The 24,398-nt window shown below is 69.2% G+C and carries 19 protein-coding genes; 5 read left to right on the top strand and 14 right to left on the bottom strand.

Annotation, left to right across the window (positions count from 1 at the left end; translation table 11 throughout):
* Positions 1-137 precede the first annotated feature (137 nt).
* Both HALOF300_RS20195 and HALOF300_RS20190 read right to left on the bottom strand, forming a co-directional pair.
* The gene (locus tag HALOF300_RS20195; protein ID WP_156742707.1) at positions 138-893 is read right to left on the bottom strand and encodes a DeoR/GlpR family DNA-binding transcription regulator; all 756 of its coding nucleotides are present in this window, start codon (positions 891-893) and stop codon (positions 138-140) included.
* A gap of 68 nt (positions 894-961) precedes the next feature.
* Positions 962-2,350 (bottom strand): FGGY family carbohydrate kinase, encoded by a 1,389-nt coding sequence (locus HALOF300_RS20190; protein WP_156742706.1) that lies wholly within the window; start codon positions 2,348-2,350, stop codon positions 962-964.
* Positions 2,351-2,476: 126 nt separating this feature from the next.
* Here HALOF300_RS20190 and HALOF300_RS20185 point away from each other — a divergent pair, with 126 nt between their 5' ends.
* On the top strand, positions 2,477-3,481 hold the full coding sequence (locus HALOF300_RS20185; protein ID WP_156742705.1) for a ketose-bisphosphate aldolase: 1,005 nt from the start codon (positions 2,477-2,479) through the stop codon (positions 3,479-3,481).
* A 26-nt stretch (positions 3,482-3,507) separates the two neighbouring features.
* Here HALOF300_RS20185 and HALOF300_RS20180 read toward each other — a convergent pair whose 3' ends face one another.
* The 3 genes from HALOF300_RS20180 to HALOF300_RS20170 form a co-directional block, all read right to left on the bottom strand.
* Positions 3,508-5,721: an alpha-L-rhamnosidase gene (locus tag HALOF300_RS20180; RefSeq protein ID WP_156742704.1), complete on the bottom strand. Its 2,214-nt coding sequence runs from the start codon at positions 5,719-5,721 to the stop codon at positions 3,508-3,510.
* 86 nt (positions 5,722-5,807) lie between these two features.
* Complete coding sequence (locus tag HALOF300_RS20175) at positions 5,808-6,803, bottom strand: LacI family DNA-binding transcriptional regulator (protein ID WP_197522704.1); 996 nt, start codon at positions 6,801-6,803, stop codon at positions 5,808-5,810.
* A gap of 9 nt (positions 6,804-6,812) precedes the next feature.
* Entirely contained in the window at positions 6,813-9,131 is a 2,319-nt protein-coding gene (locus HALOF300_RS20170; protein WP_231955649.1) for a DUF4838 domain-containing protein, read from the bottom strand.
* A 293-nt stretch (positions 9,132-9,424) separates the two neighbouring features.
* Between HALOF300_RS20170 and HALOF300_RS20165 the strand changes: the two genes are divergently transcribed.
* Genes HALOF300_RS20165 through HALOF300_RS20155 form a run of 3 tightly spaced genes read left to right on the top strand, consistent with a single transcriptional unit; the run spans position 9,425 to position 12,761 of the window.
* Positions 9,425-10,831: a rhamnulokinase gene (locus HALOF300_RS20165; protein WP_156742701.1), complete on the top strand. Its 1,407-nt coding sequence runs from the start codon at positions 9,425-9,427 to the stop codon at positions 10,829-10,831.
* On the top strand, positions 10,828-12,006 hold the full coding sequence (gene rhaI / locus HALOF300_RS20160) for an L-rhamnose isomerase (protein ID WP_156742700.1): 1,179 nt from the start codon (positions 10,828-10,830) through the stop codon (positions 12,004-12,006). The genes HALOF300_RS20165 and rhaI overlap by 4 nt, the downstream gene beginning before the upstream one ends.
* Positions 12,003-12,761 (top strand): class II aldolase/adducin family protein, encoded by a 759-nt coding sequence (locus HALOF300_RS20155; RefSeq protein WP_197522703.1) that lies wholly within the window; start codon positions 12,003-12,005, stop codon positions 12,759-12,761. The genes rhaI and HALOF300_RS20155 overlap by 4 nt, the downstream gene beginning before the upstream one ends.
* A 75-nt stretch (positions 12,762-12,836) precedes the next feature.
* Here the strand turns inward: HALOF300_RS20155 and HALOF300_RS20150 are convergent, their stop codons facing one another.
* Together HALOF300_RS20150 and HALOF300_RS20145 are read right to left on the bottom strand one after the other, a co-directional pair.
* Positions 12,837-13,721 (bottom strand): aldo/keto reductase, encoded by an 885-nt coding sequence (locus HALOF300_RS20150; protein ID WP_156742698.1) that lies wholly within the window; start codon positions 13,719-13,721, stop codon positions 12,837-12,839.
* A gap of 84 nt (positions 13,722-13,805) precedes the next feature.
* Positions 13,806-15,437: a type 2 periplasmic-binding domain-containing protein gene (locus HALOF300_RS20145; protein WP_156742830.1), complete on the bottom strand. Its 1,632-nt coding sequence runs from the start codon at positions 15,435-15,437 to the stop codon at positions 13,806-13,808.
* A 103-nt stretch (positions 15,438-15,540) separates the two neighbouring features.
* On the opposite strand from HALOF300_RS20145, the gene HALOF300_RS20140 reads away from it, so the two are divergent.
* On the top strand, positions 15,541-16,554 hold the full coding sequence (locus HALOF300_RS20140; protein WP_197522702.1) for a LacI family DNA-binding transcriptional regulator: 1,014 nt from the start codon (positions 15,541-15,543) through the stop codon (positions 16,552-16,554).
* Between the two features lie 6 nt (positions 16,555-16,560).
* On the opposite strand, the gene HALOF300_RS20135 is transcribed toward HALOF300_RS20140, so the two are convergent.
* The 7 genes from HALOF300_RS20135 to HALOF300_RS20105 all read right to left on the bottom strand — a co-directional run bounded on the left by HALOF300_RS20135 (position 16,561) and on the right by HALOF300_RS20105 (position 24,380).
* Entirely contained in the window at positions 16,561-18,189 is a 1,629-nt protein-coding gene (locus HALOF300_RS20135; RefSeq protein ID WP_156742697.1) for an arylsulfatase, read from the bottom strand.
* Positions 18,190-18,402: 213 nt separating this feature from the next.
* A complete protein-coding gene (locus tag HALOF300_RS20130) occupies positions 18,403-19,425 on the bottom strand; it encodes a Gfo/Idh/MocA family protein (protein WP_156742696.1) in 1,023 nt (340 codons plus the stop codon).
* Positions 19,422-20,300, bottom strand: coding sequence for an NAD(P)-dependent oxidoreductase (locus HALOF300_RS20125; RefSeq protein ID WP_156742695.1), 879 nt, complete (start codon positions 20,298-20,300; stop codon positions 19,422-19,424). The genes HALOF300_RS20130 and HALOF300_RS20125 overlap by 4 nt, the downstream gene beginning before the upstream one ends.
* A complete protein-coding gene (locus HALOF300_RS20120; protein WP_156742694.1) occupies positions 20,297-21,091 on the bottom strand; it encodes an SDR family NAD(P)-dependent oxidoreductase in 795 nt (264 codons plus the stop codon). The genes HALOF300_RS20125 and HALOF300_RS20120 overlap by 4 nt, the downstream gene beginning before the upstream one ends.
* Complete coding sequence (locus HALOF300_RS20115) at positions 21,088-21,960, bottom strand: carbohydrate ABC transporter permease (RefSeq protein WP_156742693.1); 873 nt, start codon at positions 21,958-21,960, stop codon at positions 21,088-21,090. Before HALOF300_RS20115 ends, HALOF300_RS20120 begins: the two co-directional genes overlap by 4 nt.
* On the bottom strand, positions 21,957-22,958 hold the full coding sequence (locus HALOF300_RS20110) for a carbohydrate ABC transporter permease (RefSeq protein ID WP_156742692.1): 1,002 nt from the start codon (positions 22,956-22,958) through the stop codon (positions 21,957-21,959). Before HALOF300_RS20110 ends, HALOF300_RS20115 begins: the two co-directional genes overlap by 4 nt.
* 66 nt (positions 22,959-23,024) lie before the next feature.
* Positions 23,025-24,380 (bottom strand): ABC transporter substrate-binding protein, encoded by a 1,356-nt coding sequence (locus HALOF300_RS20105; RefSeq protein ID WP_156742691.1) that lies wholly within the window; start codon positions 24,378-24,380, stop codon positions 23,025-23,027.
* Positions 24,381-24,398: the final 18 nt, after the last annotated feature.

Raw genomic sequence — 24,398 nt, 5'->3', positions numbered from 1 at the left:
CTTACCCACGGAGGCGGCCGAGCCAGACTGTACCCGACGCGATTCGAAAGTGCCAACCTTTGGTATGGATTCGATTCGATGGTTCCCGACGGCGCGACCCGACTCGCGAGCAAGGCTCGCGTCGGGCGTCGGCCGGCTCAGGCGAGGATGAGCTCGGCACCGCTGTCGCGGATCGCCGCCTGGGTGCTCGCAGGCATCTGTGCATCGGTGACCACCGTGTCGAACTGCGACACGTTGACCACCTTGTGCCGGTCCAACGTGAACCACTTCGTGGAGTCCGCCAGCAGTATCCGGCGGCGGGACGCATTGACCAGCGAGCGTTTGGACTCTGCGATGTCCAGGGAGCCCTCGACCACGTCGTGATCGGCGTCCATGCCGCCGGCGCCGAGGAATGCGACATGGGCGATCTCGCCCTCGAGGCCCTGCTGCCGGGGGGTGCCCACGGTGGCGGCGATGTGCGGGACCAGCCGGCCGCCGAGCAGCCGCACGTGCACCCCGCTCACGTCCATGAGCGCAAGGGCGATGTTGACGCCAGTCGTCAGCACCACAAGGTCGCTGACGCTTGGCAGGTGCCGGGCGAGGGCGAAGATCGTGGTGCCGGAGTCGAGGATGATGGTGGTCCCGTCGGCGACCAGGGCCGCCGCGGCGGCGCCGATGCGCTGCTTGGCGTCGACGTTCTGGTCGGCGCGGGCGTCGTAACCCATCAGCGGCGTCTCCGACATCGTGACACCGCCGTGCACGCGCGCTACCCGGCCCTGCCGTTCGAGCACCTCGAAGTCGGTGCGGATCGTCACCTCGGAGACCCCGAGGGAGTCCGCGAGGTCGCGGGTGCGCGCGGTGCCCTTCTCGAACACCGCCGTCATGATCGCCTCACGGCGCTGGGAAGCGTGCATCACCGGAAGGTTACACGGATGCGCAAGCGAACGAAGGTCCGAGGGCGTCGTTCTGCACTCGGCGCCTCTCACCCATCGAGCGTGCTCGCAACGTGTTCCATCTCGACGGCGGAGCTCACCGGAGTGCGCGCGCCGCCAGGCATCTCCTCGGCACGGGGCCACCAGCCGAGAGCGATGCCTGCGATGGCGGCGCTACCACGGGTGGCTGCCTCGGCCACGGTGGAGACCTCGAGCCGGTCCGGCCCGAGCGCCACCTTGGCCTGCCGCCAGCGCCGTGAACGCAGACCGCCGCCGGTCAGCACGGTGGCGCCGGTCGCGCCCGAGACCGCACGCGCCAGTTCGTCACCCTCGTTCGCCAGCAGCACGTAGGCATCGATGAGCTCGCCCCAGGCGAGCGCGTCGTAGGAGCTCTCCACCCGCCGTCCGGACTGCAGGGTCGATAGATCAGCCCCGGAGAAGGTGACGGACCGGCTCGGAGGTGCTGCGCCGCCGTCGAGCACCGCGCGAGAGTGGCTGCTGTTCTCGAGGAAGGTGCGCATGGCCAGGCCGGGGCGCATGCGTTCCCAGACGGCGAGGAGCGATCCGTCGGCGGGCCAGAACTCGAGACTGAGGTCTGGGTCGCGGTCGAGGTGGGCGGCCAGCTCGGCCGCGGTGAGCGTGTGTCCTGGGGGTAGCGCCGCGATGATCGCCTCGCCGGTGCCCATGGAGTCGGAGACTTCGCCCGCTCGCACGCCCGCGCCGACCGAGGCGACCGGGTGGTCGTGGCCGGCGATGACCACGGCGGCGCCCTCGACCAGGCCGAGCGAGCGCGCCAGGGCGGTGATGGCGGGGTGGCTGTGCGCGGGCGGGCGGACGGGGGCGAGTCCGATGTGGCCGAGGCCGGCGGCGTCCCAGATCTGCGGCACGTACTCGCGGCGGAGCAGGTCGAGTACGCCGCTGGTCGTGGCAAGGCTGGCTTCCTGCCAGGCATGGTCGGTGAGCTGGTGGGCGAGCGCGCCGCACAGGCCGACGAAGAGGCCGGCGGGAACCGGCATGTCGGCGTGGGCGTGCGCGTGGGCCAGTTTCGCCACGGTCGAGGCGAGACGGGTGTGACGTCCGGTGAGGTTGCGCAGGTGGGTGGGGCTCCAGCGCCGCTCGAGGGCGGCGACGATCTCGGCGCCGCGGCTGTCGTACCACGAGGGGAAGTCGAGCGGGGCGAGGCCGGAGTCGGTGACCACGGTGCCGACCTCGCCCATCGAGGTCATGCCGATGCCGGCGACCGGCCCGGCGTGGAGGGCGCCGATCGCATGGTGGGCGGCGGCGAGGAGATCGAGTACGGGGAAGTCGTCGCCGTCGGAGCGGTGCCGCACGGGGGTGTCCACCGCCTCGAGCGCGAGGAGGGCGCCGGAGCGGTCGTACGCCGCGGCCTTGATTCGTGAGCTGCCGAAGTCGACGCCGACGATCACCTGCGAATTCATCTGCTGGACTCCTTCGAACGTAACTAAACCAATGTGATTTGGCTTCGTTCTGTTATGGTAGCGCCCGAGCGGGCCCAATCGAGCGCTCGCACCCTTGCGCCGTCTTCAACCTGAAAGGCCAACACCATGACACTCTGCTCCCTGCGGGAGGTACTCGACCACGCGCGCGCCGGCGGCTACGGGGTCGGCGCGTTCAACGTGACCGACATCGAGCAGGTGGAGGCGGTGCTCGATGCCGCGGCGGCCACGAACTCGCCGGTGATCGTGCAGACGATCGCAGGGGCCTCGGCGTTCGCGTCGGACGAGCTTTACTGGGACCTGCTGCTGCGTACCGTGGACCACTACCCGCAGATCCCGGTCGTGGTGCACCTCGACCACGGGCCGGACTTCGAGACCTGCAAGCGGGCGGTCGATGCCGGGTTCTCGAGCGTGATGATCGACGGCAGCCTCGACCCCGTCACCCACAAGCCCACGAGCTTCGAGGCGAATGTCGAGGTGACGAAGCAGGTGGTGGCGTACGCGCGTGAGCGTGGCGTCTCTATCGAGGCCGAGCTGGGCACGATCGGTGGGTCCAAGGACGGGGCGACGCACGCCGAGATCGTCCTGGCCGACCCCGAGGAGGCGAAGCGGTTCGTCGAGGAGACGGGCGTGGACGCGCTCGCGGTGGCGATCGGCACCTCGCACGGCGCCTACAAGTTCACCAGCCCGCCGGACGGCACGGTGCTGCGCATGGACCTCATCGAGACGATCGCGGCGCTCATCCCGGACACCCATCTGGTGATGCACGGATCGTCCTCTCTGCCCGCGCACCTGCGTGCGGTCATCAACGCCCACGGCGGCGGCCTGCCCGAGTCGTGGGGCGTGCCCGACGAGGAGAAGGCCCGGTCCACGAAGCTCGGCGTCACGAAGATCAACCAGGGCATGGACTCCCACATGGCCTACGCCGCCGCGATGCGGGTGGCGCTCGCCGCCGACCCGCTGGCGGCTGACCCGGCGCCCGCCGCGAAGGCCGGCCGCGCAGCGATGTCGGCGATCATCGCCGAGCGCATGGGCATCTTCGGGCAGGCCGGGCACGCCGGCGACTATGTGGGCACGCCGGTGCGGGAAGCCGCGGCACTGAGCCTCGCCTGAGTCGGGTCTCCCGGCGGCGGGGTGCCTCAGGAAGGCCCCCGCCGTCGGGTTGCCACCTGCTTCCGCTCAGCCAAGGCGCACCCAACGGTGTTCACGGGGCCCGCGACGTCGATCACGGTGCCGTCGGGCAGTTCGACGGTGGCACGAGTTCCTCGAGGTGTCTTGAGGGTCAGTGTGAACTGGGCGCCGTCGAGGCTCCAGTCGGCTGAGACTTCGCCGGCCGGCGTGCGGTGCGATGCCCGGGCCGAGGTCACCCCGGGCACCAGCTGCGGCCGGATCACGAGCTCGCGGTAACCGACCGACCGTGCCGACTGCTGGATGCCGACCAGGTGGGCGAAGAACCAGTGGTCGATGACACCGTTCATGAAGTGGTTCTGGCTGAATCCGAACGTGGGCCCGTCCCAGGTCTCGGTGAGCGACGTGGCGCCGTGGCGGAGTTGGTAGCCATAGCCCGGATGGCGATCCTGGACGGTGATGGCGTGGATCAGGTCATGCTGGCCGGCGTCGGCCAACACCTCGAGCAGCGCCGCCATCGCTACCTCGCCGACGTCCAGGCGCAGGTCGTCGGCGATGATGCGTTGCGCGAGTGTCTGCCGGGCGGCGGGCACGAGGCCCTCCGGAACCACCCCGTTCTGCAGCGCGACCGCCAGCTCGGCGACCGTGCCGTCCCCGACTCGCCCGTCCGGCGCCACGAAGCGCGCGGCCAGCACGGTCCGGAGGTCGTCGGCCTGGGTGTCCCACCGGGCCCGGTCCTCGGCGTCGCCGAGGGCCGCCGCCGTCAGGGCCAGCACCGTGCAGGAACGGGCGAGGGTGGCCGTGGCCACCAGCGGCACGTGTCGTGGCTCGCGGCCGTCCCAGTCGCCAAGGCCGTACCCGATCACGCCGTCGGTGCGGCGGGCGAGGACGTGCTCCACCCAGCGGACCGAGGCCGCGTAGGTGGCCCGGAGGATCCCGTCGTCACCGTAGGCCCGGTAGAGCTGCCAGGGCACGAACACCAGCGCGGCACCGAAGTTGACGTCGCCGCGCCACGGGTCCGGGAACGGGTCCCATTCCGGTACGTAGAGCCCGAGGTGACCCGACTCCGCCTGGGCCTCCCGAGCGATCTGCAGCGTGTTCTCGAGGAGGGCGCCGACGTCGTAGTTCCAGTGGAGCGTGTCGAAGGCCAGGTGCAGCTGCTCCAGGTAGCCGAGCTTCTCGCGCTGCGGACAGTCCGTGAACATCGAGTACATGTTGGAGGTCACGGCACGTTTGATGATGCGGTGGGTCGCGTTGAGCCGCTCGTCGGAGCAGTGGAACTCACCGGCGGGTTCGGCCGCGGCGGCGATCACGATGCCGCGCACGGATTCGGGCGCAGGTGCTTGGTCCAGCCCTTCGATCTCCAGGTAGCGCAGCCCGTTGTACATGTGCTGCGGATGCCAGGTCAGCGCGGACTCGGTGGTCGTGACCCGGTGATAGACGGGCGCCCAGCCCTGGGTTCGCGGGTCGATGGAGCCGTCCGGGTGCAGTAGTTCAGCGGGGCGCAGCGTGACGCTCGTGCGGGCCGGCAGATCGAGTTCGACCCACCCGGCGAAGTTGACGCCGAAGTCGGCCACGTAGACACCGGGCGCGGGCTTGGTCAGCGCGACGGTGGGCAGGTCCTCGACCCGCTCCAGCGGTGGGATCCGTTTGCGGGTCAGCACCAGCCCGCTCGGCATCCTGGCCCCGACGGCGGCCGGCCAGTCCTGCACCATGGTCAGGTCGACGAGGTGGCCGGCGTCGTAGTCCTCGCCACCCACCCAGTTCGCGCGTCGCACCGGTCCGAGGGTCGCGTGCCAGGTCAGGTCGGTGGCCAGGCGGTGGGTGCCGCTCGCATCGCGCCACTCCAGGACGGCGCAGGCGCCGAGGTCGCCGAAGTCGGTGTGGATCTTCGTCCAGCGGTCTCCGGCCGGGGTCGAGCGGTAGCAACCGGGGCCGAGGTCGATACTCAGCACGTTGCGCCCGGCGGTCAGCAGGTCGGTGACGTCATGGGCGACCCATTCGGTGCGGACGCGGTAGTCCGTGTAGCCCGGTTCGAGGAGTGCCGAAGTGACTCTTCTGCCCGCGATGCGTGCGCAGTAGACACCGAGGCCGGCGATGCTCAGGGTGGCGTCGGAGGGTTCGCCCGCCACTTGGAAGGCGCGGGCGAGCACGGGCAGCGGACCGTCCGGGTCCCGTTGCCACGCTGCCGACGTGATCCAGGCACCGTGCTGATCGGGAGGCATGCAGTCGGGAATGATCGTCTCCTTCGGTGATGCGGCGAGCGGTCCGCGGTCGTCAGGACGGGCAGCCCTGGAGCAGCGTGGGGCGGTTACTGGCGGGCGGTCGAGGCGCGGACCACGAGCTCCGGGGCGAACAGCACGGCCTGGTGCTCGTGCTCGTGGACCCTCATCTCCTCGACCAGGAGTTCGAGGGCGGTGCGCGCCATGTCATGCACGGGCTGGCGCACGGTGGTGAGGGGAACGCTCAGGTAGCGAACCATGTCGATGTCGTCGTACCCGCAGATCGCCACGTCCTGGGGGACGACCGTGCCGCGTTCCTGCAGAGCGAAGGACAGGCCCATGGCGATCAGGTCGTTGCCGCAGAGCACGGCGACGGGGGAGTCCCGGTGCTGGAGCCGCTCCGCCGCCTGCCGACCGCTGACGATGTCCTCGTGAGGGACCTCGATCACCTGGACGTCGAGGCGGCGACCCAACGGGCTCTCCTCGAGCGCCGCCCGGAACCCGGCCAGGCGTGCGGCGTGCTGCGTCGTGCGCGCCGGTGTGCCTACGAACGCGAAACTCCGGTAGCCGTAGTCGAGGAAGTGCTGACCCGCCAGCCGGCCGCCGGCCGTGTCATCCATGGCCACCGAACAGATGCCGGACTCTCCGGGTGCGTCGAGCACCACGACCTTCGTGCCGATGCGGCGTAGGCGGCCGAGGGCATCGGCGGGCAGGGCCGAGGGGGTGATCAGGACCCCCGAGGCGCGTTGCTGGATGAGCAGCTCCACGGCCGTCGACTCGCGCACCGGGTCCGCCCCGGTGTTCGTGGTGGAGACGATGTACCGAAGGTTGAGGGCCGCGTCCTCGACGGTGCGGATGATCTCCCCGAAGAACGGGTTCGAGGCGTCGTGGACCACGACGCCGACGAACCGGCCGGGTCCGCCCGCGAGGACGCGGGCGGACTCGTTCGGCACGAATCCCAGGTTCTCCATGGCATCGAGGACGCGCTTGCGCGTCGCTGGGGCGACGATGTGCGGCCGGTTCATGACGTTGCTGACCGTCGAGCGGCCGACGGCGGCCAGCCGTGCCACGTCCTCGATGTTCACCACGAGGTGCTACGCCCTGACAGCGAAGATCCGGTCGACGTACAGGTGGGAGATGGCGGCCGTGCCAGGGGGCTGGACCCAGACCACCTCCGCACTGTCGCTGCGGTAGGTCCCGGGCACCTCGATCGTGTGGAAGGCGCCGTCCGAGAAGTCTCCGACGCGCAGATCGATGTAGTTACCGAACGGCGGGTGGACGCCGATCGACATCGCGCGAGCTGTCGGATCCTCGGACTGGGTGTCGGCACGGACCACAACATAAACCGTCCAGTCGATGTCCGGCGGAAGCAGGCTCAGCTCGAGCTGGATCCCCCAGTCGATCGAACCGCCGGTCATCCGGGCCGCGTATCCGCTGGAGGCGGCCGCGTCCTCGACGACGTCGGCGTTCAGGGGGTAGAGCGTGAAGTCCAGTTCCTGATAGTCGACCCAGTCGCTCGCGGGCAGGCCGGCGACCTCTGCGGGCGGCTGCGCCGGGCTGGGAGTGATGCTGACCAAACGGCGAAGCCAGTCGACGTCGCCCAACGCGGCGCCGGCGAGGATCTCCCGGAAAGCGGTCATTCCCGAGGCGTCGAGTGCGCCGTTGAACCGGGCGATCCGACGGTCGATCTCCAGGTCCCAACGCACGTCGTGCTCCGCCGCGACGCGGGTGAGCTCGTTGCGGCGCAGGAGGACGACCATGTCGAGGCCCATCCGCAGGATGCGGACGTGCTTGAGCAGGGTTTCGTCACGGCGGACGTTCCGCTCCGCGCGGTCGAGGAGCAGGTCCGCCTGCCGCACCGTCTCGAAGGGCAGGTACGCGGGCGCGACCGACGAGATGTAGCAGGGCAGTTCGGCTCCGGTCGAGGTGACCGAGTCGGCCAGCAGTTCCAGGTACTCATAGACCTGAGTGCCACCGGCGCCGTAGTAGTTGTCGACGAACTCCCTGATGAGCTCATCGGGCTCGAGCTCGGGGTCCCAGAGCAGCCGTGCGAGCACCCAGGCACGCAGTTCCGCAGTCTCGGCGCCGCCGCCGTTGTCCCAGGCCGCCTGACCGAAGTACCCCTGGACCGATCTCTCGGCCAGTTGCTTCAGTGATTCGCACATCGTCCACCAGTTCGGGAACGGCAGCAGATAGTTCTCGAAGTTCGTGTTGTAGGTCCATACGACGATCTGGTCGGTGAGTTGTGTCCACCCGTCCAGGTCGGCAGCGGTCTCGGGGTTGCCCTCACCGAACAGGGGATGAGCGAAGTCGGCCCAGATCGGCGCTGCGGTGATGAGCACCCGGTCGCTGACGGCCAGACCGGTCGGTGGGCGGAACGTGAACTGGTACGCAAGGGTGGCCAGCCGGGCCTCCGGGATCACCTGACCGACCTCGTCCGCGACCTCGTTCAGCATGTCGATGATCGGTGCCGACAGTGCCCCGCCATGCGCATCGGCGAACGCGGCGCTGTCCGCGTCCGGCTGCCAGGACCAGTCCATCTGGCTGAACCCGAACGACGGGTCGCGACCCTCCTCGATCTTCGCATCGATCCGCTGGATCAGCTCGGCGCTGGCCTGATCACGGGTCGCCTGTTCCATCGCCAGGAGCTGACCGCCGTGCCACAGGCTCTGGTCGGACACGATCTGGTGGAAGTTGTGTGCCTCGTAGGGCCAGTAGTCGGACCAGGTGTCGAGCTCGGGCGGGGAGGGCCGCTCGCGCAGGTGGTGACTGTTGCCGTTCAGCAGGTTGCGGTGCCGGTACGCCGGGTCCGCACCATCGGCCGCGAACACCTCTCGGAAGCGGAAGCCCGGCACCTTGACGGCGTTCAGGTCCGACTGCCGCAGCGTCAGCACCCGCTGGCGTGGAACGACCGTGTACTCGGGGCCGAACCATCGCACGCCGCACAGGCGATCCAGGAACCAGTAGGCGCCGTAAAGCGTGCCCCGGTCGCCGGCGCCTGCGATGAGGATGCTGGCACGGTCGTCAGCGTCCGCGCCGGTGTCGACCGTGCGGAGGCAGAAGCCGTCATCGGAGACGTCCGCCAACGGCAGATCCGCGGATATGGCCACGGGGTTGTGGCGACCGACGACGATCAGTGGCCCGGATTGCGGCGGTTCGGGCGCGACGACGAGCGGGAACGATGCGTCGGTGATCTCACCGAGGTAGTCGACCAGTTCCTGCGCCGCGTGACGCGCGATGGGGCTCTCGTCGGCTCCGACGTAGACGGTGTAGGACGTTCGACCGCCCCTGGCGAGCGCGAGACGTCGGTGGCCACCCGCCGCAGCGTCGGCATGTGCGGACTGTGCCGTGGCCAGGACGCCGGCCGTGGCGCCGAGCGCGGCGCCGGCGCGAAGGGCCGTGCGCCGGGTCACCGCACCCCGGGGGACGGCGGTAGTCGACCGGGCGGGGGCCTGGGGTGTGTTGGTGTGTCGCATTGTCCACTCTCCGTTGTGGGGACGTTCCAAGATTGGGATTGGAGCGATTCAACTGATGAACCGTGGCAGGGCTACCCGAGCTCTGTCAAGACCTCCTGACCTGTCGGACGCTGCCGAGAGGAAGCAGACCGAACTGTGTGGACGTGCGTCGTCGTGAACTCTTGACGGCGGCCGTATCGCACACCTAAGTTCGCTCGTCAGGGTAATTGGAGCGCTTCAAGGAGTCGCAGATGTACGCAATGGCGATCGACCTGGGCGCAACGAGTGGTCGAGTCGCTCGTGTCCACGTCGACGAGTCCGAGTTGAAGGTGCTGGACCTGGTCAGGTTCGCCACGCCGACCTCGGACAGTCACGGTGCACGCTGGGATTTCGAGAGACTCATGACGCTCCTGCTCGATGCCGCTCGGCAGGTAGCTGATGGCGGGCCGATCGACAGCGTCGGTATCGACGCCTGGGGTGCTGACTACGGACTCCTGGAGCGGAACGGCTCCCTGATCGAGGCACCATTCCGCTACCGGGACGCGCGCACCGTGGGCGTGAGTCGACGCTACGACGAGCTGAGGACGCGAACCATCACAGGCTTGATGCCGCATGACTTCAGCACCGCGTCCCAGTTGCTCACCGAGTCGAAACGGACCCTCACCAGGACCGCCATGCTGCTGTCCATCGGCGATCTTGTCGCGTATCGCCTGACCGGCCACGCAGCGACCGACTGCTCGTGGGCGAGCACCACCCAGTTGTTCGACGTCCACTCACTGAGCTGGTCGACCGACCTGTTGGCCGAGGTGGGCTTGCGCCGGGACGCGATGCCGGACGTGCAGCCGTGCGGCACGGTCCGTGGCGAGCTGCTGCCCCAGGTCTGCGACCAGCTCGGTGTGCCGGGCCGGACCCCGCTCGTGACGGTGGCCGGGCATGACACCGCGTCGGCCATCGTCGCGACCCCGGCCAGCAGCGACGAGTTCATCTACATCTCCTGCGGTACGTGGGCCCTCGTCGGGCTCGAGTCGAACGAGCGCGTTCTCGCCGACCGCGCGCTCGGCACTGGATTCGTCAACGAACTCGGTGTCGACGGAGTCAGCACGATCCACCGCAATGCGGCCGGGCTGTGGCTGCTGAACGAGTGCCTGGGCCGATGGACCGACACCTCTGCGGACACGTTGCTCGCGGCCGCCGCTGTGCTTCCGGCGGGCCAGTTGGTCTTCGACAGTGAGGATCCCCGCCTGTTCGCACCCGAGGACATGCCGACCCTCATCGCCGAGTTGACCTGGGAGAGGTCCGGCCGGGTTCCGGCGAATCGTGCCGAGATGGTGCGAGCCATCATCGACAGCCTGGTCCTGACGTTCGTGCGAGCGATCGAGGACCTCGAGGCGATGCTCGGGCGGCGGGGTGCGGTCATCCATCTCGTGGGCGGAGGTGCTGCCCTGCCGATCCTCGGAGAGGCCCTGGCAGCAGCCGCCGGGCAGACCGTTCTCGCCGGACCGATAGAGGCATCCCTGCTCGGAAACGCCCTGCTCCAGGCGCGCGCCCTGGGCAGCGTCCCGGACACCGCTGCCTGCCGGGCACTCGTCAGGCGCACGCAGACCGTTCACCGATACGAACCCGAACCACAGCCGAACCCACGAGAGGACACCCCATGACACGGGACAATCAGGAAGTCGTCGACAGAATCGTCAAGCTGGCCATCGAGACGCAGTCGTGGGGATACGTCAGCACCGGCACCCGCTTCAAGGTGTTCGACACGCCTGGAACCGCCCGAGACGTCTGGGAGAAGATCGACGACGCTGCCGAGGTTCACCAATTGACCGGTGTCACACCGACCGTGGCCCTGCACATCCCGTGGGATGCCGTTGACGACTACGCTGCGCTCGCCACGTACGCACAACAGCGAGGTGTGCGAATCGGCTCGATCAGCCCGAACCTGTTCCAGGAGGACAACTACAGGCTCGGATCCCTCACCAACGTCGACGCGTCCGTGCGCGCCCAGGCGATCGCACATGTTGCCGAGTGCATCGCGGTCGCGCAGTCCACGGGATCGCGCCAGATCTCACTCTGGTTGGCCGACGGCACCAACTATCCGGGGCAAGGGGACTTCCGGCGCCGACGCCGCTGGCTCGAGGAAGGGCTGGCCGAGATCTACGGTCAGTTGCCGAGCGACATGTCCCTGCTGCTCGAGTACAAGTTCTTCGAACCTGCCTTCTACCACACCGACATCGCCGACTGGGGCCAGTCGCTCCTCCTCTGCGAATCGCTCGGCCCTCGTGCCCGCGTTCTGGTGGACATCGGGCATCATCCCCTGGGAACCAACATCGAACACATCGTCGCGACCCTGCTCGGCCGCGGGCGACTCGGCGGCTTCGACCTGAACAGCAAGAAGTACGGTGACGACGACCTGTTCGTCGGTGCGGTCAACCCCCACGAACTCTTCCTGATCTGCCTGGAGCTGATCAAGGCCGAGGACGATACGGACCCCATGGTCACGGGTGCGGCTCACGAGATCCTCTACAAGATCGACCAGTGCGCGATGGTCGAGGACAAGATGTCAGCCATGCTGCGCAGCATCGATGCGGTCCAGCTGGCGTTCGCCAAGGCGCTCCTGGTCGATCTCGACGAGCTGGAACGCGCCCAGGACGACGGCGACGTGGTCGGGAGCAACCAGATCCTCGACGACGCCTATCAGACCGATGGCCGGCCGCTCGTCCGCCAGGCGCGTCAGCGGCTCGGCGTGCCGGACAACCCATTGGACGCCTACCGTGGGTCCGGCTCGGCACGCACCCGGGAACGCGAGCGTGTGGGTCGTGCGGCGGGATGGTGAACCGCCCCACCGTCGCCGACGCCGAGGAACTGCGGCTGGCGGCCGAGACGGCCAGGGCGGCCGCCGCTCCGGGCAATGAACTCGTGGTTGCGGCCGAAGGCAACATCTCGGTCCTGACGCCGGGCGATCGGCTCCACGTCACGGCCAGCGGCACGCGACTCGGCCGGCTCCAGCCCTCCGACTTCGTCGAGATGAGCCGCAGCCGCCTGCTCGCCGGCATCGAGGAGTGCACGAGCGACGCCGCGTGGAAGGACGTCCTGACCGGCGGAACCGACGCCGGCACCGCCCGTCCGTCTGTGGAGGCCGGCCTGCATGCGGTCCTCGGGGAGCAGCTCGGTGCCGGAGTCATCCTGCACACCCACCCGACGCCCGTGCTCGCCCTGATGGCGGCGGGGCGTGGGGAGGAGTTGGCCCGGGAGCGGATGATCCCCGATCACGTGGTGATGTGCGGGACCCGGTCAGTTCTTCTGGACTATGTCGATCCGGGCCTGGAACTGGCGAAGCAGGCGTTACGTCTGGTCCGGGAGGGAGAGGCCCGCTCGAACGTGTGGCTCCTGGCGGGGCACGGGATGGTCGCGCATGCGCTGACGGCGGAGGCTGCGCTGGACGTCACGCTGATGGTCGTGAAGATGGCACGACTGCTGCTGGCGGCCGGGCCCGACGCGGCGGCACTGCCGTCGTCCGAGGTCCGGCGGATCGCGAGCCGCGAGGATGAGAGGTACCGCCGCGCCCTGCTCCGGGTGGACGCGGGGTGACCCGCCGGGGCCAGGCTGGAAGCGCCGTCGCTGGCCGTCGGACACCAAGAAGTGGCAGGGGCGACGGCGTGCGGGTCATTCACGGTTGAGCAGTGCGAGCTGGTCCGGCGTGAGATCGAGGTCCGCTGCGGCGGCCGAGTCAATGATGGACGAGGGCCTTTTGGCACCGGGGATCGGGATGACGCCCGGCGCCTGCGCCAGTTCCCAGGCCAGCGCGACCTGCTGCGGGCTCACCCCACGCTCGGCGGCTACCTGCGCGAACGCCGGGTGCTTGTCCGCGAGGTCCTTCGCGCTCCCGAGGCCGCCGAGCGGGCTCCATGGCAGGAACGCGAGTTCGAGCTCGTCGCACACGTCGATCTCGGGTTGGCTGGAGCGGAACGCGGGGGAGAACTGGTTCTGGACGCTGACGAGGTGATCGCCGAGCACGGCGTGCGCGGCCCGGATCTGTTGCGGGTTGACGTTCGAGAGACCCACCGCGCGGACCTTGCCCGATTCGGCGATCTCACGAAGCACGCCGATCGTCTCCTCGTAGTCGCGGGTCTCGTCCGGTCGGTGGTGCTGCCACAGCCAGAGCTGGTCGACGCCGAGCCGTCGCAGGCTGGCGTTCACGGCCTCGTGCAGGTGCTCGGGGGAACTGTCCCGTGACCAACCGCCGCCCTCGGTGCGCACGCACCCGCCCTTTGTGGCCAGCCGGACCTGGTCACGTACGCCGAGCTCGTCGAGCAGCGAGGCGATCAGCTTCTCGTTCTCGCCCTGGCAGTCGGCGCCGAGCAGTTCTCCCGGTCCGTAGGCGTCCGCCGTGTCGAAGAGGGTGACCCCGGCGTCGAGGGCCGCCCTGACGGTCTCGGCCAGCTGAGCGCGCGGTTGCGGGCCGGTCTGGTCGAAGGTCATCAGCCCCAGCCCGATCGCTCCGACCTCGTCCGATCCCACGGCTGCGTTCCCGATCGTTCGTGTGCGCATGCGACTCACGGTAGCCAGTCGCCTCGGGCGTCGCCATACCGATACCGCGTGGGGTGCACGTTCGGGGCGGGCGCAACTAGGTGTCTAGCCGGCACTGAGGGCCAGAGCCTCGGCAAACTCGTCCGCGATCTGGTCTCCACCGTCCCGCTTCCATGCCTCGACGGCCGCCGTCCAGTCGGTCACCGGCCGACGTCCCAGCAGGATGTCGTTCTCGACAGAGGCGATGTCACCACCGATCTGACCGCCTTTACGCGACTCCGTCTCGCTGAACAGCGTCAGGCTGGGATTGCGTACCGCAGTCGGGACCGTGGCGCTCTGCGCCTCGAACTGGGACCGCGCGATCTCCGGCGACCCTGCCTGATACGTGACCCATGGCCCCTCGCCGAGATACCGCAGCGCGAGTTGCAGCTCGCTCTTGCCCTGCTCGGTCAGGATCGGGTCACTGCCCTGCAGGGTGTGGTGCACACCAGGCAGACCGTAGTTCTTGAAAAGGTGCTCGGCGGTCCCGAACGGTGCGGCCAGGTAGTCGAGCACCTCCAGCAGCGACTCGGCACGATCCTCGGCACGCTTGCCGACGGCTGTGATGTTGTGCGTCGGCGAACCCAGCCAGATCGGCGCCTGGCCACCCCCGTCTGCGAGCGGCGGCACGATCGCGCCCAGCAGGAAGCCCGCAGGGATCTCGTAGGTATGAAAGCCCGGCCACGCGCTGAAGGTGTCCTCCATCAACAGCACGGTTCCGCTGACGAACCACGTCTTGCGCTGCGGGTTCGGCGCGACCAACGCGTCGGGATGCACGAGTCCGTCGGCCACGAGCGCACGCCCCGCCTCGAGAGCGTCGAGCTGGCGCTCGTGCTCCAAGGCGCTAGTGAAGGCACCTCCCTCCTCGGACCAGCCGTTCGGGATCTCGAACATCTGCCGCAGCACGCGGATGGGCGTCTTGTCCAGCGCCCACCGGTTCCCGCCGCTGAGATCGCGACAGAGGTCGTGGAGCTCGGCGGCAGACGCCACGGTCATGCCGACGCCTTCGTCGCTCAGAACGTCCTCGCGCCCGTAGAGGACGATGCTGCTCTGCGGTCCCCGCGGGATCGGGATTCCGTAGATCTTGCCGCCGTACACCGCGGATCGCCAGCTCTCGGTGGGCACGTTGGCCAAGAACGGGAATCGCGTGACGGCGTCACCGGAGAGCAGCTGGGTCAGATCGACGGCGCGTTCCTGCAGCATTCCCGGGAGCCCGGGCTCCCCCTTCGGGAAGAAGGTGAACAGGTCCGGCAGCTGATCTCCCGCGACAGCGGTCTGGAAGCGGGCGGAGAAGTCCCCCGTGGGCACCAGCGAGACCGACAGCGCGAACCCGAGGCGCTCGTTCAACGCTTGCAGGAACTCGTTGCTCTGGGGCCCAGGAGGGGCGGGGAAGGTCGTCATGGAGAACGCCTCGACGTCCCGTCCATCGCCTGGTTGACGATCCGTCGCCGACACCGGCTCCGCCGGGTAGGCGAAGACCGCGTCGCTGACACCGTCCTGGCCGACGAGATCGGTGGTGACGCCTGACCAAGGCACGTGGGTGGGCAGGGCGACCGCCTCGTCGGCCACCTGTGAGCCTCCGTCCCCGCGGCCTTCGTTGCTGCAACCAGCGAGCCCGCCCACCGCGGCCAGGCCTCCCAGCGCCAGCGTGCCCTGCAACAGACGTCGCCGATCGAGCTGACCGTGCTGCCACCCCATCGAACTCTCCTTCGACATCACTATCGTTTGCGATCCATCATTCATGTTATCGATCACTTTCAACCTAAGTGATCGATAACATCGAGTCAACTAGGATGTGTCGATGGCCTATCCCCGCAAAGCCCCGACGATGAACCAGGTGGCCGTGCTGGCAGGCGTCTCGCAGCAGACCGTGTCGCGGTACCTGCGGGACGAACGCAGCGTGACGCCCGCTACGGGACGACGCGTCGCGGCCGCGGTCGCCAAGCTCGGGTACTCGCCCAACCTCGCAGCGCGTATCATGCGCACCCGCCGGACCGGAACCATCGCGATCGTCCTGCCCGGCTGGACCGGGGTGGCCGAGCAGAGCGTCGCGGCCGCGTGCGACGAAGCCACGCGCCGTGGCTACCGGGTCGAGGTGCTGATCGGGATGGACGAGACGCCCGAGGCCCTCCGCAGGCGCGCCGAGGAGGCGCTCACGAGCGGCGCGGTGGAGGGCGTGCTCGCACTCTCGCCGTTGGCGCCGCCGCGTCGGAACATCGGACCCGTCGTCGAGATGCACGTGTACGACCCCCACCTGCGAGCGGACGCCGCGGCCGCGGACGACTTCGAGACTGCCCGCGCGCTGGTCGCCCAGCTCGCCGCGATGGGCCATCGCGACCTTCTGCACGTGGCCGGACCACGGGAGTGGACGACGGCGCGGGCGCGCCGAGACGGCTACCTCGCCGCCGTCTCCGAGCTGAGCCTGCGCTCGCACGGGGAGATCGAGGGACCCTGGCTCCCGGACTCCGGGGTGCTGGCCGTCCGCGACCTTCCGCTCGACAGCCCGGTCACCGCGGTCGTGGCGTGCAACGACGCCGTGGCCGCAGGCGTGCTGCGCGGAGCCCATGAGCGCGGGTGGTCCGTGCCGGGTCGGCTCAGCGTCACCGGCTGGGGAGACCGCCGCCTCACCCGCTACACCGTGCCGTCTCTGACGACCGTCGTCGTCGACCGGGAGAGTGCCGGGCGCCACGCGCTCGAGCGCCTTGTCGCTGCCATCCGGGAGGAGGACGAACCAACGGCACCGAGCGGGCCGCTGACGCGCATCGAACTCCGTGAGAGCACGGGTCCCGCACCGCACGACGCCGGTCGCGACTGAGCGACGTCAGCGGATCGCGGGCACGCTCGACACGAAGGGCGCGACCAGCCCCCCTGCGCGCCCGGGAGCCGGGCGCCCGGCGACGATCGGAGCCCTGTCGCGCACGCCGCAACGCTGCGCCCAGCGGGCGTACGAGGCGACCAGGTCGGCCAGCCGTTCCGGGTGGCTCGCTGCCAGGTCATGCCTCTCTGTGCGATCGCGCGCGAGGTCGTAGAGCTCCCACGGCTGGCTGTACCGTCGCACCGCTTTCCACGCCCCCTGGCGTATGGCAGCGTTGCCCTCGTGCTCGAAATACAGCACGGGTTCGGGCCCCCGCCCGCCCTCGCCCTTCCACGCCGCAAGCAAGGAACGCCCCTCCGGCGGGGGGATGGCGTGGAGGCCGCGGCGCTCGGGATAGCGGGTCCCCGTCGCCTCGAGAACCGTCGTCATCAGGTCCGGCAGCTGCCCTGGCTCCCGGACCCATCCGTGCGTGAGGCCGCCCGACGGCCACGAGGCGATCAGCGGGGTCGCGATGCCACCTTCGTGCACCCAGTGCTTGTACTCGCGAAACGGTGCGTTCGAGACCTGGGCCCATGGCCGTCCATAGGAGGCGAAGGACTGCGGACCGCCGGGCACGACCGTGGGGTCGTTGCCCCGTCGCACCCGTTCCCCACCGAGCGTGCGTGCAGGCGTGCTGTATGGCACCGGGTCCATCTCGTCCACCCAGCCGGGTGCGATCTCCTCAGCACACCCACCGTTGTCCGACAGGAAGATCACGAGGGTGTCCTCGCGAGTTCCGGTCTCCTCGAGCGCCGCGACGACGCGACCCACCGCGGCGTCCATCAGCTCCACCTGGGCCGCGTACACCTCCATCCGACGCTGCTGCCACTCCTGGTCGGCCACGTCGGCCCAAGGCACCACGGCCGGGTCGCGGTCGGTCAGATCGGTGCCCTCATCGAACATCCCCAGCGCGACCATGCGCCGTAACCGGTCATGTCGCGTCTCGTCCCATCCCGCCGCGTAACGGCCGGCGACCGACTCGATCGCGCTCTCCGGTGCGTGGAGCGGCCAGTGAGGGGCGGTGAACGCCAGGTAGACGAAGAACGGGTCCGCCCCGTCAGCGGCCGATCTCACGAACGACTCCGCCCGGCGACCCAGCTCTTCGGTCAGGTAGAAGTCGGGGTCGTCGATCGAGACCGGGGTCTCGCCGTCCACGAGCGAGGTGCTTTGGAAGTAGCTGCACGAGCCTCCGAGCGGTCCCCACACGTGCTGGAAGCCACGGCGGGACGGCCACGCGGGACCCGGCGTGGAGATGTCGGTGGACAGGTGCCACTTGCCGATGAGCGCAGTGCGGTAGCCAGCATCGCCCAGGACCTCCGCCATCGTCGCGCAGTCAGGTGTGAGCGTCCCCGGATAGCCCTCGGGGAGCGTGCTGCCCGTGAGGATGCCGACTCCGGTCTGGTGCGGGTGCAGCCCCGTCAACAGCGAGGCCCTCGACGGCGAGCATCGAGCCGTGTTGTAGAACGCCGTCATGCGGGCGCCTTGATCACCGAGCGCGTCGAGGTGAGGCGTGCGGATCTCTGACCCGTAGCACCCCAGGTCCGAGAAGCCCAGGTCGTCGGCGAGCACGAGCACGATGTTCGGTCGCCGTGGCACTCAGAACGCCTTTCATCATCAGGAACTCGAGAAGTGAGTTGACAACGACCCTAGCGGCTCTGTGATCGTTCACTCTCTCCGCAATCCGAATGACAGGCGCACGCTGAAACTTGCGGGTCGCAAGCGGCGTACGTGGGGCCGTGCGACATCGCGAACCTGCTGGTCAGCAGATGGCGCGACGTAGGAGGGTCGAGAAGATCGAGACGCGTGCCACTAGTCGAGCTCCACGACGGCGCCGCCCGCTGCCGCGGATCGGTGTGCTGCCTCGAGCACGTCCACGACCACAGCCGCCTCGACCGGGTCCACCGGCGGCGGCCCACCGTCCCGCAGGGCGACGGCGAGCGCCGCGTAGAACTCGTCGCACGCCTGCAGCGGTCGCAGTCCGGTCTCCACCCGGCTGGTGCCATCGGACCGGTCCAGGCGCAGGGTCTGGAAGTCCGGGCAGACGATGGTGCCATCGGTCCCGAAGACCGACCACTTCGGCAGGTCGACGGCGTTCTCGCGGAAGATCTCGATCCGGGCATCGCGCCCGCCGGGGAACCGCAGCCGAAGGTCGAGGTAGTGCTCCACCTCGTCGCCGGGGTAGGTGTGGGTGAGCGCGGCTACGGACTCCGGGCGTGCGCCGTGCAGCACCACCTGGTGGTCGATCAGGTGCGGCGCGATCAGGTACCCCACCCCGCCACCACCGGCCGTGGTGTGCGCCCATTGCGCCAGCGCCGTCCCGGCGTGTGCCCGTTCGGCCGAGACGGTGTACTTCCCGGCGTGCATCCGGCGTTCCTCGACCCGCCAGACGTCACCGATCTCCCCGGCTTCGACGAGGTCGCGGATCAGCCGGAACGTCGGCTCCCAGCGCCGGTTCTGGAAGACCGTCAGGAGCCTTCCAGCACGGTCCGCGGCGGCGATCATCCGTCTCGTCTCGGCGCCCGTGACCGCCATCGGCTTCTCCACGACGACGTCCTTGCCTGCCTCCAGCGCCGCCACCGCGATCGGCTCGTGCAGGTGGTGCGGGGTCGCGACCACCACCAGCCGGACGGCCGGGTCCTCGATCAGCGACTGCCAGCTGCTGTGCCCACGTGCGTCGAAGCGCCGGGCGGCAGCCTCGGTGCGCTCGGTGGTCCGTGCGCTCACCGCTGCGATGGTGTAGTCGGGGCTGTGTTCCAGGCTGCCCTCAGCGTGGTAGAACCAGCCGCTGTTGCCCATGCCGACGATGCCGACACCGATCGGGTCCGAGCTCATCGTGGGTCTCCGTCCGTCGTGTCCTCGTCCTGTGCGAGGAACCACTCGATCAAGGCGGTCTGACCCCAACGCGGGTCGCCGGCGGCCAACGTCTCGCGGAACACCGTCAGGAGTGCCTGCGTGAACGGCATCCGAGCCTCGATCGTCTCGGCGGCCCGCAGGGCGTAGCCCATGTCCTTGGCGTGCAGGGCCATCGTCCCGGCCGAGCCGTATCGTCGCTCTCGCATCGCCGGCATGGTGCGCTCGAGCATGCGGGAGTGCGCGCCGGTCGGGCGCAGCGCCGTTGCCAACGCGTCAAGGTCGGTACCGGCCCTGCTGGCGAACCCGAGCACCTCCGCGATCACGCCCATCTGCACGCCGCTGAGGATGTTCTGGACGAGCTTCGCGTACTGGCCCTGGCCGTGCGCACCAACATGGGTCCATTGGGTCACGACGGCGTCCAGCCACTCCCGCTGGGCGGTCACGTCTGCTGGTGGGCCGCCGACGAAGGCGACGAGCCCCTCCGGTCCGTAGCTCACCGGGGCGTCGAGTACCGTCAGGCCGCGCTCGCGGCCGGTGGCCGCGAGCGCGACGGCGTTCGCCGGCAGATTCGTGGACATGTCGATGAGCGTCCCGCCGGGGCGGAGCGCGTCGAGGGCGCCGTCGGCGAGGACCGCCTCGACCACCTCGGCGTTGGGCAGTGACAGGACCAACGTGGCAGCGCCGTCGACCGCGGCCGCCGCCGACTCGTGGACCACGGCGCCCGCGCGGCCGGCGCGCTCGCGTGCTTCGGGGTCGATGTCGTACACGTGCAGGTCGAGGCCGGCCGCAACGGCGGCCGTGGTGAGATCCGAGCCGACGTTGCCCAGGCCGATGAGGGCGTACTTGGCGCTCATCGGCTACCCGCCCCTCCGCCGTCGACGGCGATCGTGGTGCCGGTGATGAAACTTGCGTCGTCACTGGCGAGGAAGGAGATCGCGGCCGCGATCTCCTCCGGCTCGGCGAGGCGTCCGAGCAGGTTGGAGCCGCCGGCCGCGCGCATCCGGCTTCGCATCGCCTCGGGGTCGGCGTGGTCGAGCAGGTGCATCTCGGTGATCGTGCCGCCCGGCGCGGCCCCTACGACCCGCACCCCCTCGGGTGCCAGTGCTGCCGCCATCGAGCGGGTCACCGAGACCAGGGCTGCCTTCGTCGCGTCGTAGATCCAGCGGCCGGCCCGGGAGCGGTAGGCGGCCTCCGAGGAGACCGTGACGACCACGCCGCGGGCGGCCACCAGTGGGCCTACCAGCTCGTGCACCAACTGAGCCATGCCACGCACGTTCACGCTGAACAGCAGGTCCCATCCGGCGAGACCACGTTCGAGGAACGGGTTCTCCTGGACACCGTCGATGTGCACCACGCCGGCGCATCCGATGAGGCCATGGAGGTGCGGGTGTTCGGCGGCCAGCGCCTGCGCCGTGCGGGACACCGATGCCTCGGAGGCGAGGTCCAACTCGTACGACCGCACCAGCCCGCCGGCCTCCCGGACGGCCTGCTCGGTGGCCCCGAGGCCGTCGAGGTTGCGGTCCAGGAGCACCACCTGGGCGCCCTCGGCGGCGAGGCGGATCGCGGTGGCCCGTCCGATTCCGGAGGCGGCGCCGGTCACCGCCACGGTGCGACCGTCGAATCGTTGTGGGGTTGGGCTGGTCATTTGAGTCCCGTCGTTGAGATTCCGTCGAGGAGGAGTTTCTGGAAGGCGAGGAAGAAGCCGATCACAGGGAGCAGCGAGAGCAGCGACATGGCGAACAGTGCCCCGTAGTTGGACGTGCCCGAGGAGTCCACGAACAGGGACAGCGCCATCGGCACGGTGTAGTTGGACTGGCTGGTCAGATAGATGAGCGGGTGGAGGAAGTCGTTCCAGGACCAGATGAACGAGAACGCCGCCGCGGTGGTCAGCGCGGGAACCGAGAGCGGCAGGATCAGCCGCATGAAGATCCGTGGATGCCCGCAGCCGTCGATCCGGCCGGCCTCGGTGATCTCGCGTGGGATGAGCCGGAAGAACTGCACGAGCAGGAACACGAAGAACGCCTCGGTCGCCAGGAACTTCGGCACGATCAGAGGCAGGAACGTGTCCACCCAACCGAGCGCGTTGAAGAGCAGGTACTGCGGGATCAGCAGCACATGGATCGGCAACATGATCGTGCCGATCATCAGACCGAACCAGAACTTGCGCCCCCGGAACGGCAGCCGGGCGAAGGCGTAGGCGGCCAGCGCGCAGGAGAGCACGTTCCCGATCACCGCCAGTCCCGCCACGATGAAGGAGTTCAGGAAGAACACCCCGAACCCGCTCTGCCCGACGGCGCTCCAGCCCTGGACGAAGTTCTCCAGCGTGGGCTGTGGGACCCAGAGCGAGTCCTCGATCAGGGCTTGTTCGGACGGGCGGAACGCAGTGGCGGTCATCCAGAGCAGGGGATAGACCATCACGAAGGCCGCCGAGACCAGGCCGACGTGGATGAGCGTGCGTTGCGCGATATAGGGCACGGTCCGGTGCCGACGACGCACGAGTGCGGTGGTGGTCATCGTTCGTCTCCGTAGTAGACCCAGTAGCGTCCGCTCGCGAACACCGCCGCGGTGGCGGCCCCGATGATCAGGAGCAGCACCCACGCCATCGCCGAGGCGTAGCCGAAGCGCAGCTCACCGAACGCTCGTTGATAGAGCAGGAGCGTGTAGAAGAGCGTCGATCCCGCCGGCCCGCCGGTCCCACCGCTGACCACGTACACCTGGGTGAAGGCCTGGAAGCCGCCGATCACCGCGAGGATGCCATTGAACAGGATCACCGGTGAGATGGACGGCAGCGTGATGTGCCAGAACCGTTTGCGGCGGCCGGCGCCGTCGAGTGCTGCCGCCTCGTAGAGTTCCGCGGGCACCTGGCGCAGCCCGGCGAGGAAGATGATCATCGGGGAGCCGAACGTCCACACGTTCAGAACCATGATGGTCAGCAGCGCGGTGTCCGGGTGGCCGATCCAGCTGCGACCGACGATGCCGAACAGGTCGAGTACGTTGTTCAGCAGCCCGGTCTCGCCCCAGATGAAGCGCCAGAGGACGGCGATCGCGACGCTGGTGCCGAGCAGGGAGGGCACGTAGAAGATCGTCCGGTAGAGCCCCAGCATGGCGATGCCCTTGTTCAGCAGCGTCGCGACGGTCAGGGCGAAGACCAGCATGATGGGAACGGACACGAGCACGTAGGTGAAGGTCACCCGTACGGACTGCCAGTAGGCGGGGTCGACCGTGAACATCAGCCGGTAGTTCTCGAAACCGATCCACTCGACGGTTCGGAACGAACCGGAGAAGTTGGTGAAGGACAGCACCAGCGAGGCCAGCATCGGCAACAGCGTGACGCCGAAGAAGCCGATCAGCCACGGGGTGAGGAACGCGTAGCCGGCTGCCGTGGTGCGTTGCGACTCGGTCCACGCGGTGCGGGGTGGGCGGTCCCGGCGGCGTGGCGAGGGCCGACCGGCTGCGCCCGAGGGCTCGGGCCGCGCGGACTCTGCCGCCGCGTGCCCATGGGTGTCGATCATCGTCGATCCTTCCTGTCCGGGTGGGGCCTCGGCGCGAGGCCCCACCCGAGGTGCCGCTGGGTCGGGTCAGAACCCGGAGAGGGCGGCGTTCGCCTGGGCGATGAAGTCAGCCGCGGCCGCCTGCGAGCTGGTCTGGCCGAACGCGACCTCCTGGTAGCTGGTGGCGATCTGCGTGACCAGCGCCTGCGCGCCGTCCGGCCAGATGTCCACGGTGGCACCCTGGTCGAGGAGGTCGAAATAGAGCGCGATCCGGTCCTTGATCGCCTGCGATACCTCCGGGTCGTCCTGCAGGCCCTCGAGGACGGAGGTGACCGGGGGCAGACCCGTCTGGGTCTGCAGGATCAAGGCGTTCTCCGGAGTGTTGATGAACGAGGAGATGAAGTCCGCCGAGGCCGCCACGTTCTCGCAGTTGGCGGAGATGGCCCAGCCGTTCGCCCCGACGACCTGCGGTACTCCATCCGTGGGCGAGGCCACGATGCTGACCGTGCCCAGCCCGTTCTGGTCCAGCGCGATCTGGACGTCGGAGATGTTGTTGTCACCGGTGCTGCTCACCAGCACGCTGCCCACGGCCATGAGGGACTGCGTGGTCGGCACGCCCGCGTACTCGGCGTTCACGTCCGGCGGCGGCGCAGCACCCCCCTCGACGGCGCGGGTCCACAGGTCGAACCAGGTGGTGAGCGTCTCCTCGGAGAATCCCACCTCGCCGTCGCCGAAGAGGGCCTCGCCCTCGCCGAGCGCGTAGGCCTGGAACTGGGTGATCTGGTCACCCCGGTCTGCGATCGCCCAGGTGCCCTCGGGCATGCTGGGCTGCGCCTCGATGGCCCAGTCCACGTAGTCGGTCCAGGATCCGGACGGGTCCGGTGCGGTCTGCCCGAACTCCGCCAGTCGCGGCGCGTTGAGGGTGGCGCCCTCGAACCAGATGCCGTACGGGATCACATAGATGTGGCCATCGGCAGCGCGGTGGCTCTCCAGGACGGCCTCGGGGATGCCGGAGACGTCGATGGTGCCGTCCTCGATGAGGCCGTCCAGGGGCAGCAGGTTGCCGCGGTCCTCGTACCGGGCCTGGTAGCGCGACTGCATGGCTGCGACGCAGGCGATGTTGTCCGCGGCGGCCTGTACCGAGACGCGGTCCCAGTAGGAGTCGAAGGTGGTGGGCTGGGTCTCGACCTGGACGTCAGGGTTCTCCGCGGACCAGTTGTCGACCACCTCCTGGACCGCTGCGTTGCGCGCGTCAGAGCCGTACCAGGTAATAGCGATGGGACCTTCGGACGGTACGTCTTCAGCCGCGGGGGGCTCGGCGTCGCCTCCGCTGCAGGCGGTCATGAGCGACAGCGCGGCGACGCCGGCGAGCGCCACGGGCACGCGTGCGGATCGGGAGAGGCGGTGCAGACGGCCGGTGGCATCGTTGCCAACATGCGACATGGGGGAACTCCTTAGAAC

Origin of the sequence: Occultella aeris, from assembly GCF_902703175.1 — a bacterium.
Lineage (GTDB): Bacteria > Actinomycetota > Actinomycetes > Actinomycetales > Beutenbergiaceae > Occultella > Occultella aeris.
Note: the sequence above shows the minus strand (reverse complement) of the source record. Positions and strands in the feature narration are given on the sequence as shown.

What these genes read in the sequence shown, in the direction of transcription:
- HALOF300_RS20195 (WP_156742707.1), bottom strand. Translation starts at nt 893, where the DNA reads ATGCACGCTTCCCAGCGCCGTGAGGCGATCATGACGGCGGTGTTCGAG.
- HALOF300_RS20190 (WP_156742706.1), bottom strand. Translation starts at nt 2,350, where the DNA reads ATGAATTCGCAGGTGATCGTCGGCGTCGACTTCGGCAGCTCACGAATC.
- HALOF300_RS20185 (WP_156742705.1), top strand. Translation starts at nt 2,477, where the DNA reads ATGACACTCTGCTCCCTGCGGGAGGTACTCGACCACGCGCGCGCCGGC.
- HALOF300_RS20180 (WP_156742704.1), bottom strand. Translation starts at nt 5,721, where the DNA reads ATGCCTCCCGATCAGCACGGTGCCTGGATCACGTCGGCAGCGTGGCAA.
- HALOF300_RS20165 (WP_156742701.1), top strand. Translation starts at nt 9,425, where the DNA reads ATGTACGCAATGGCGATCGACCTGGGCGCAACGAGTGGTCGAGTCGCT.
- rhaI (WP_156742700.1), top strand. Translation starts at nt 10,828, where the DNA reads ATGACACGGGACAATCAGGAAGTCGTCGACAGAATCGTCAAGCTGGCC.
- HALOF300_RS20150 (WP_156742698.1), bottom strand. Translation starts at nt 13,721, where the DNA reads ATGCGCACACGAACGATCGGGAACGCAGCCGTGGGATCGGACGAGGTC.
- HALOF300_RS20145 (WP_156742830.1), bottom strand. Translation starts at nt 15,437, where the DNA reads ATGGGGTGGCAGCACGGTCAGCTCGATCGGCGACGTCTGTTGCAGGGC.
- HALOF300_RS20140 (WP_197522702.1), top strand. Translation starts at nt 15,541, where the DNA reads ATGGCCTATCCCCGCAAAGCCCCGACGATGAACCAGGTGGCCGTGCTG.
- HALOF300_RS20130 (WP_156742696.1), bottom strand. Translation starts at nt 19,425, where the DNA reads ATGAGCTCGGACCCGATCGGTGTCGGCATCGTCGGCATGGGCAACAGC.
- HALOF300_RS20125 (WP_156742695.1), bottom strand. Translation starts at nt 20,300, where the DNA reads ATGAGCGCCAAGTACGCCCTCATCGGCCTGGGCAACGTCGGCTCGGAT.
- HALOF300_RS20120 (WP_156742694.1), bottom strand. Translation starts at nt 21,091, where the DNA reads ATGACCAGCCCAACCCCACAACGATTCGACGGTCGCACCGTGGCGGTG.
- HALOF300_RS20115 (WP_156742693.1), bottom strand. Translation starts at nt 21,960, where the DNA reads ATGACCACCACCGCACTCGTGCGTCGTCGGCACCGGACCGTGCCCTAT.
- HALOF300_RS20110 (WP_156742692.1), bottom strand. Translation starts at nt 22,958, where the DNA reads ATGATCGACACCCATGGGCACGCGGCGGCAGAGTCCGCGCGGCCCGAG.
- HALOF300_RS20105 (WP_156742691.1), bottom strand. Translation starts at nt 24,380, where the DNA reads ATGTCGCATGTTGGCAACGATGCCACCGGCCGTCTGCACCGCCTCTCC.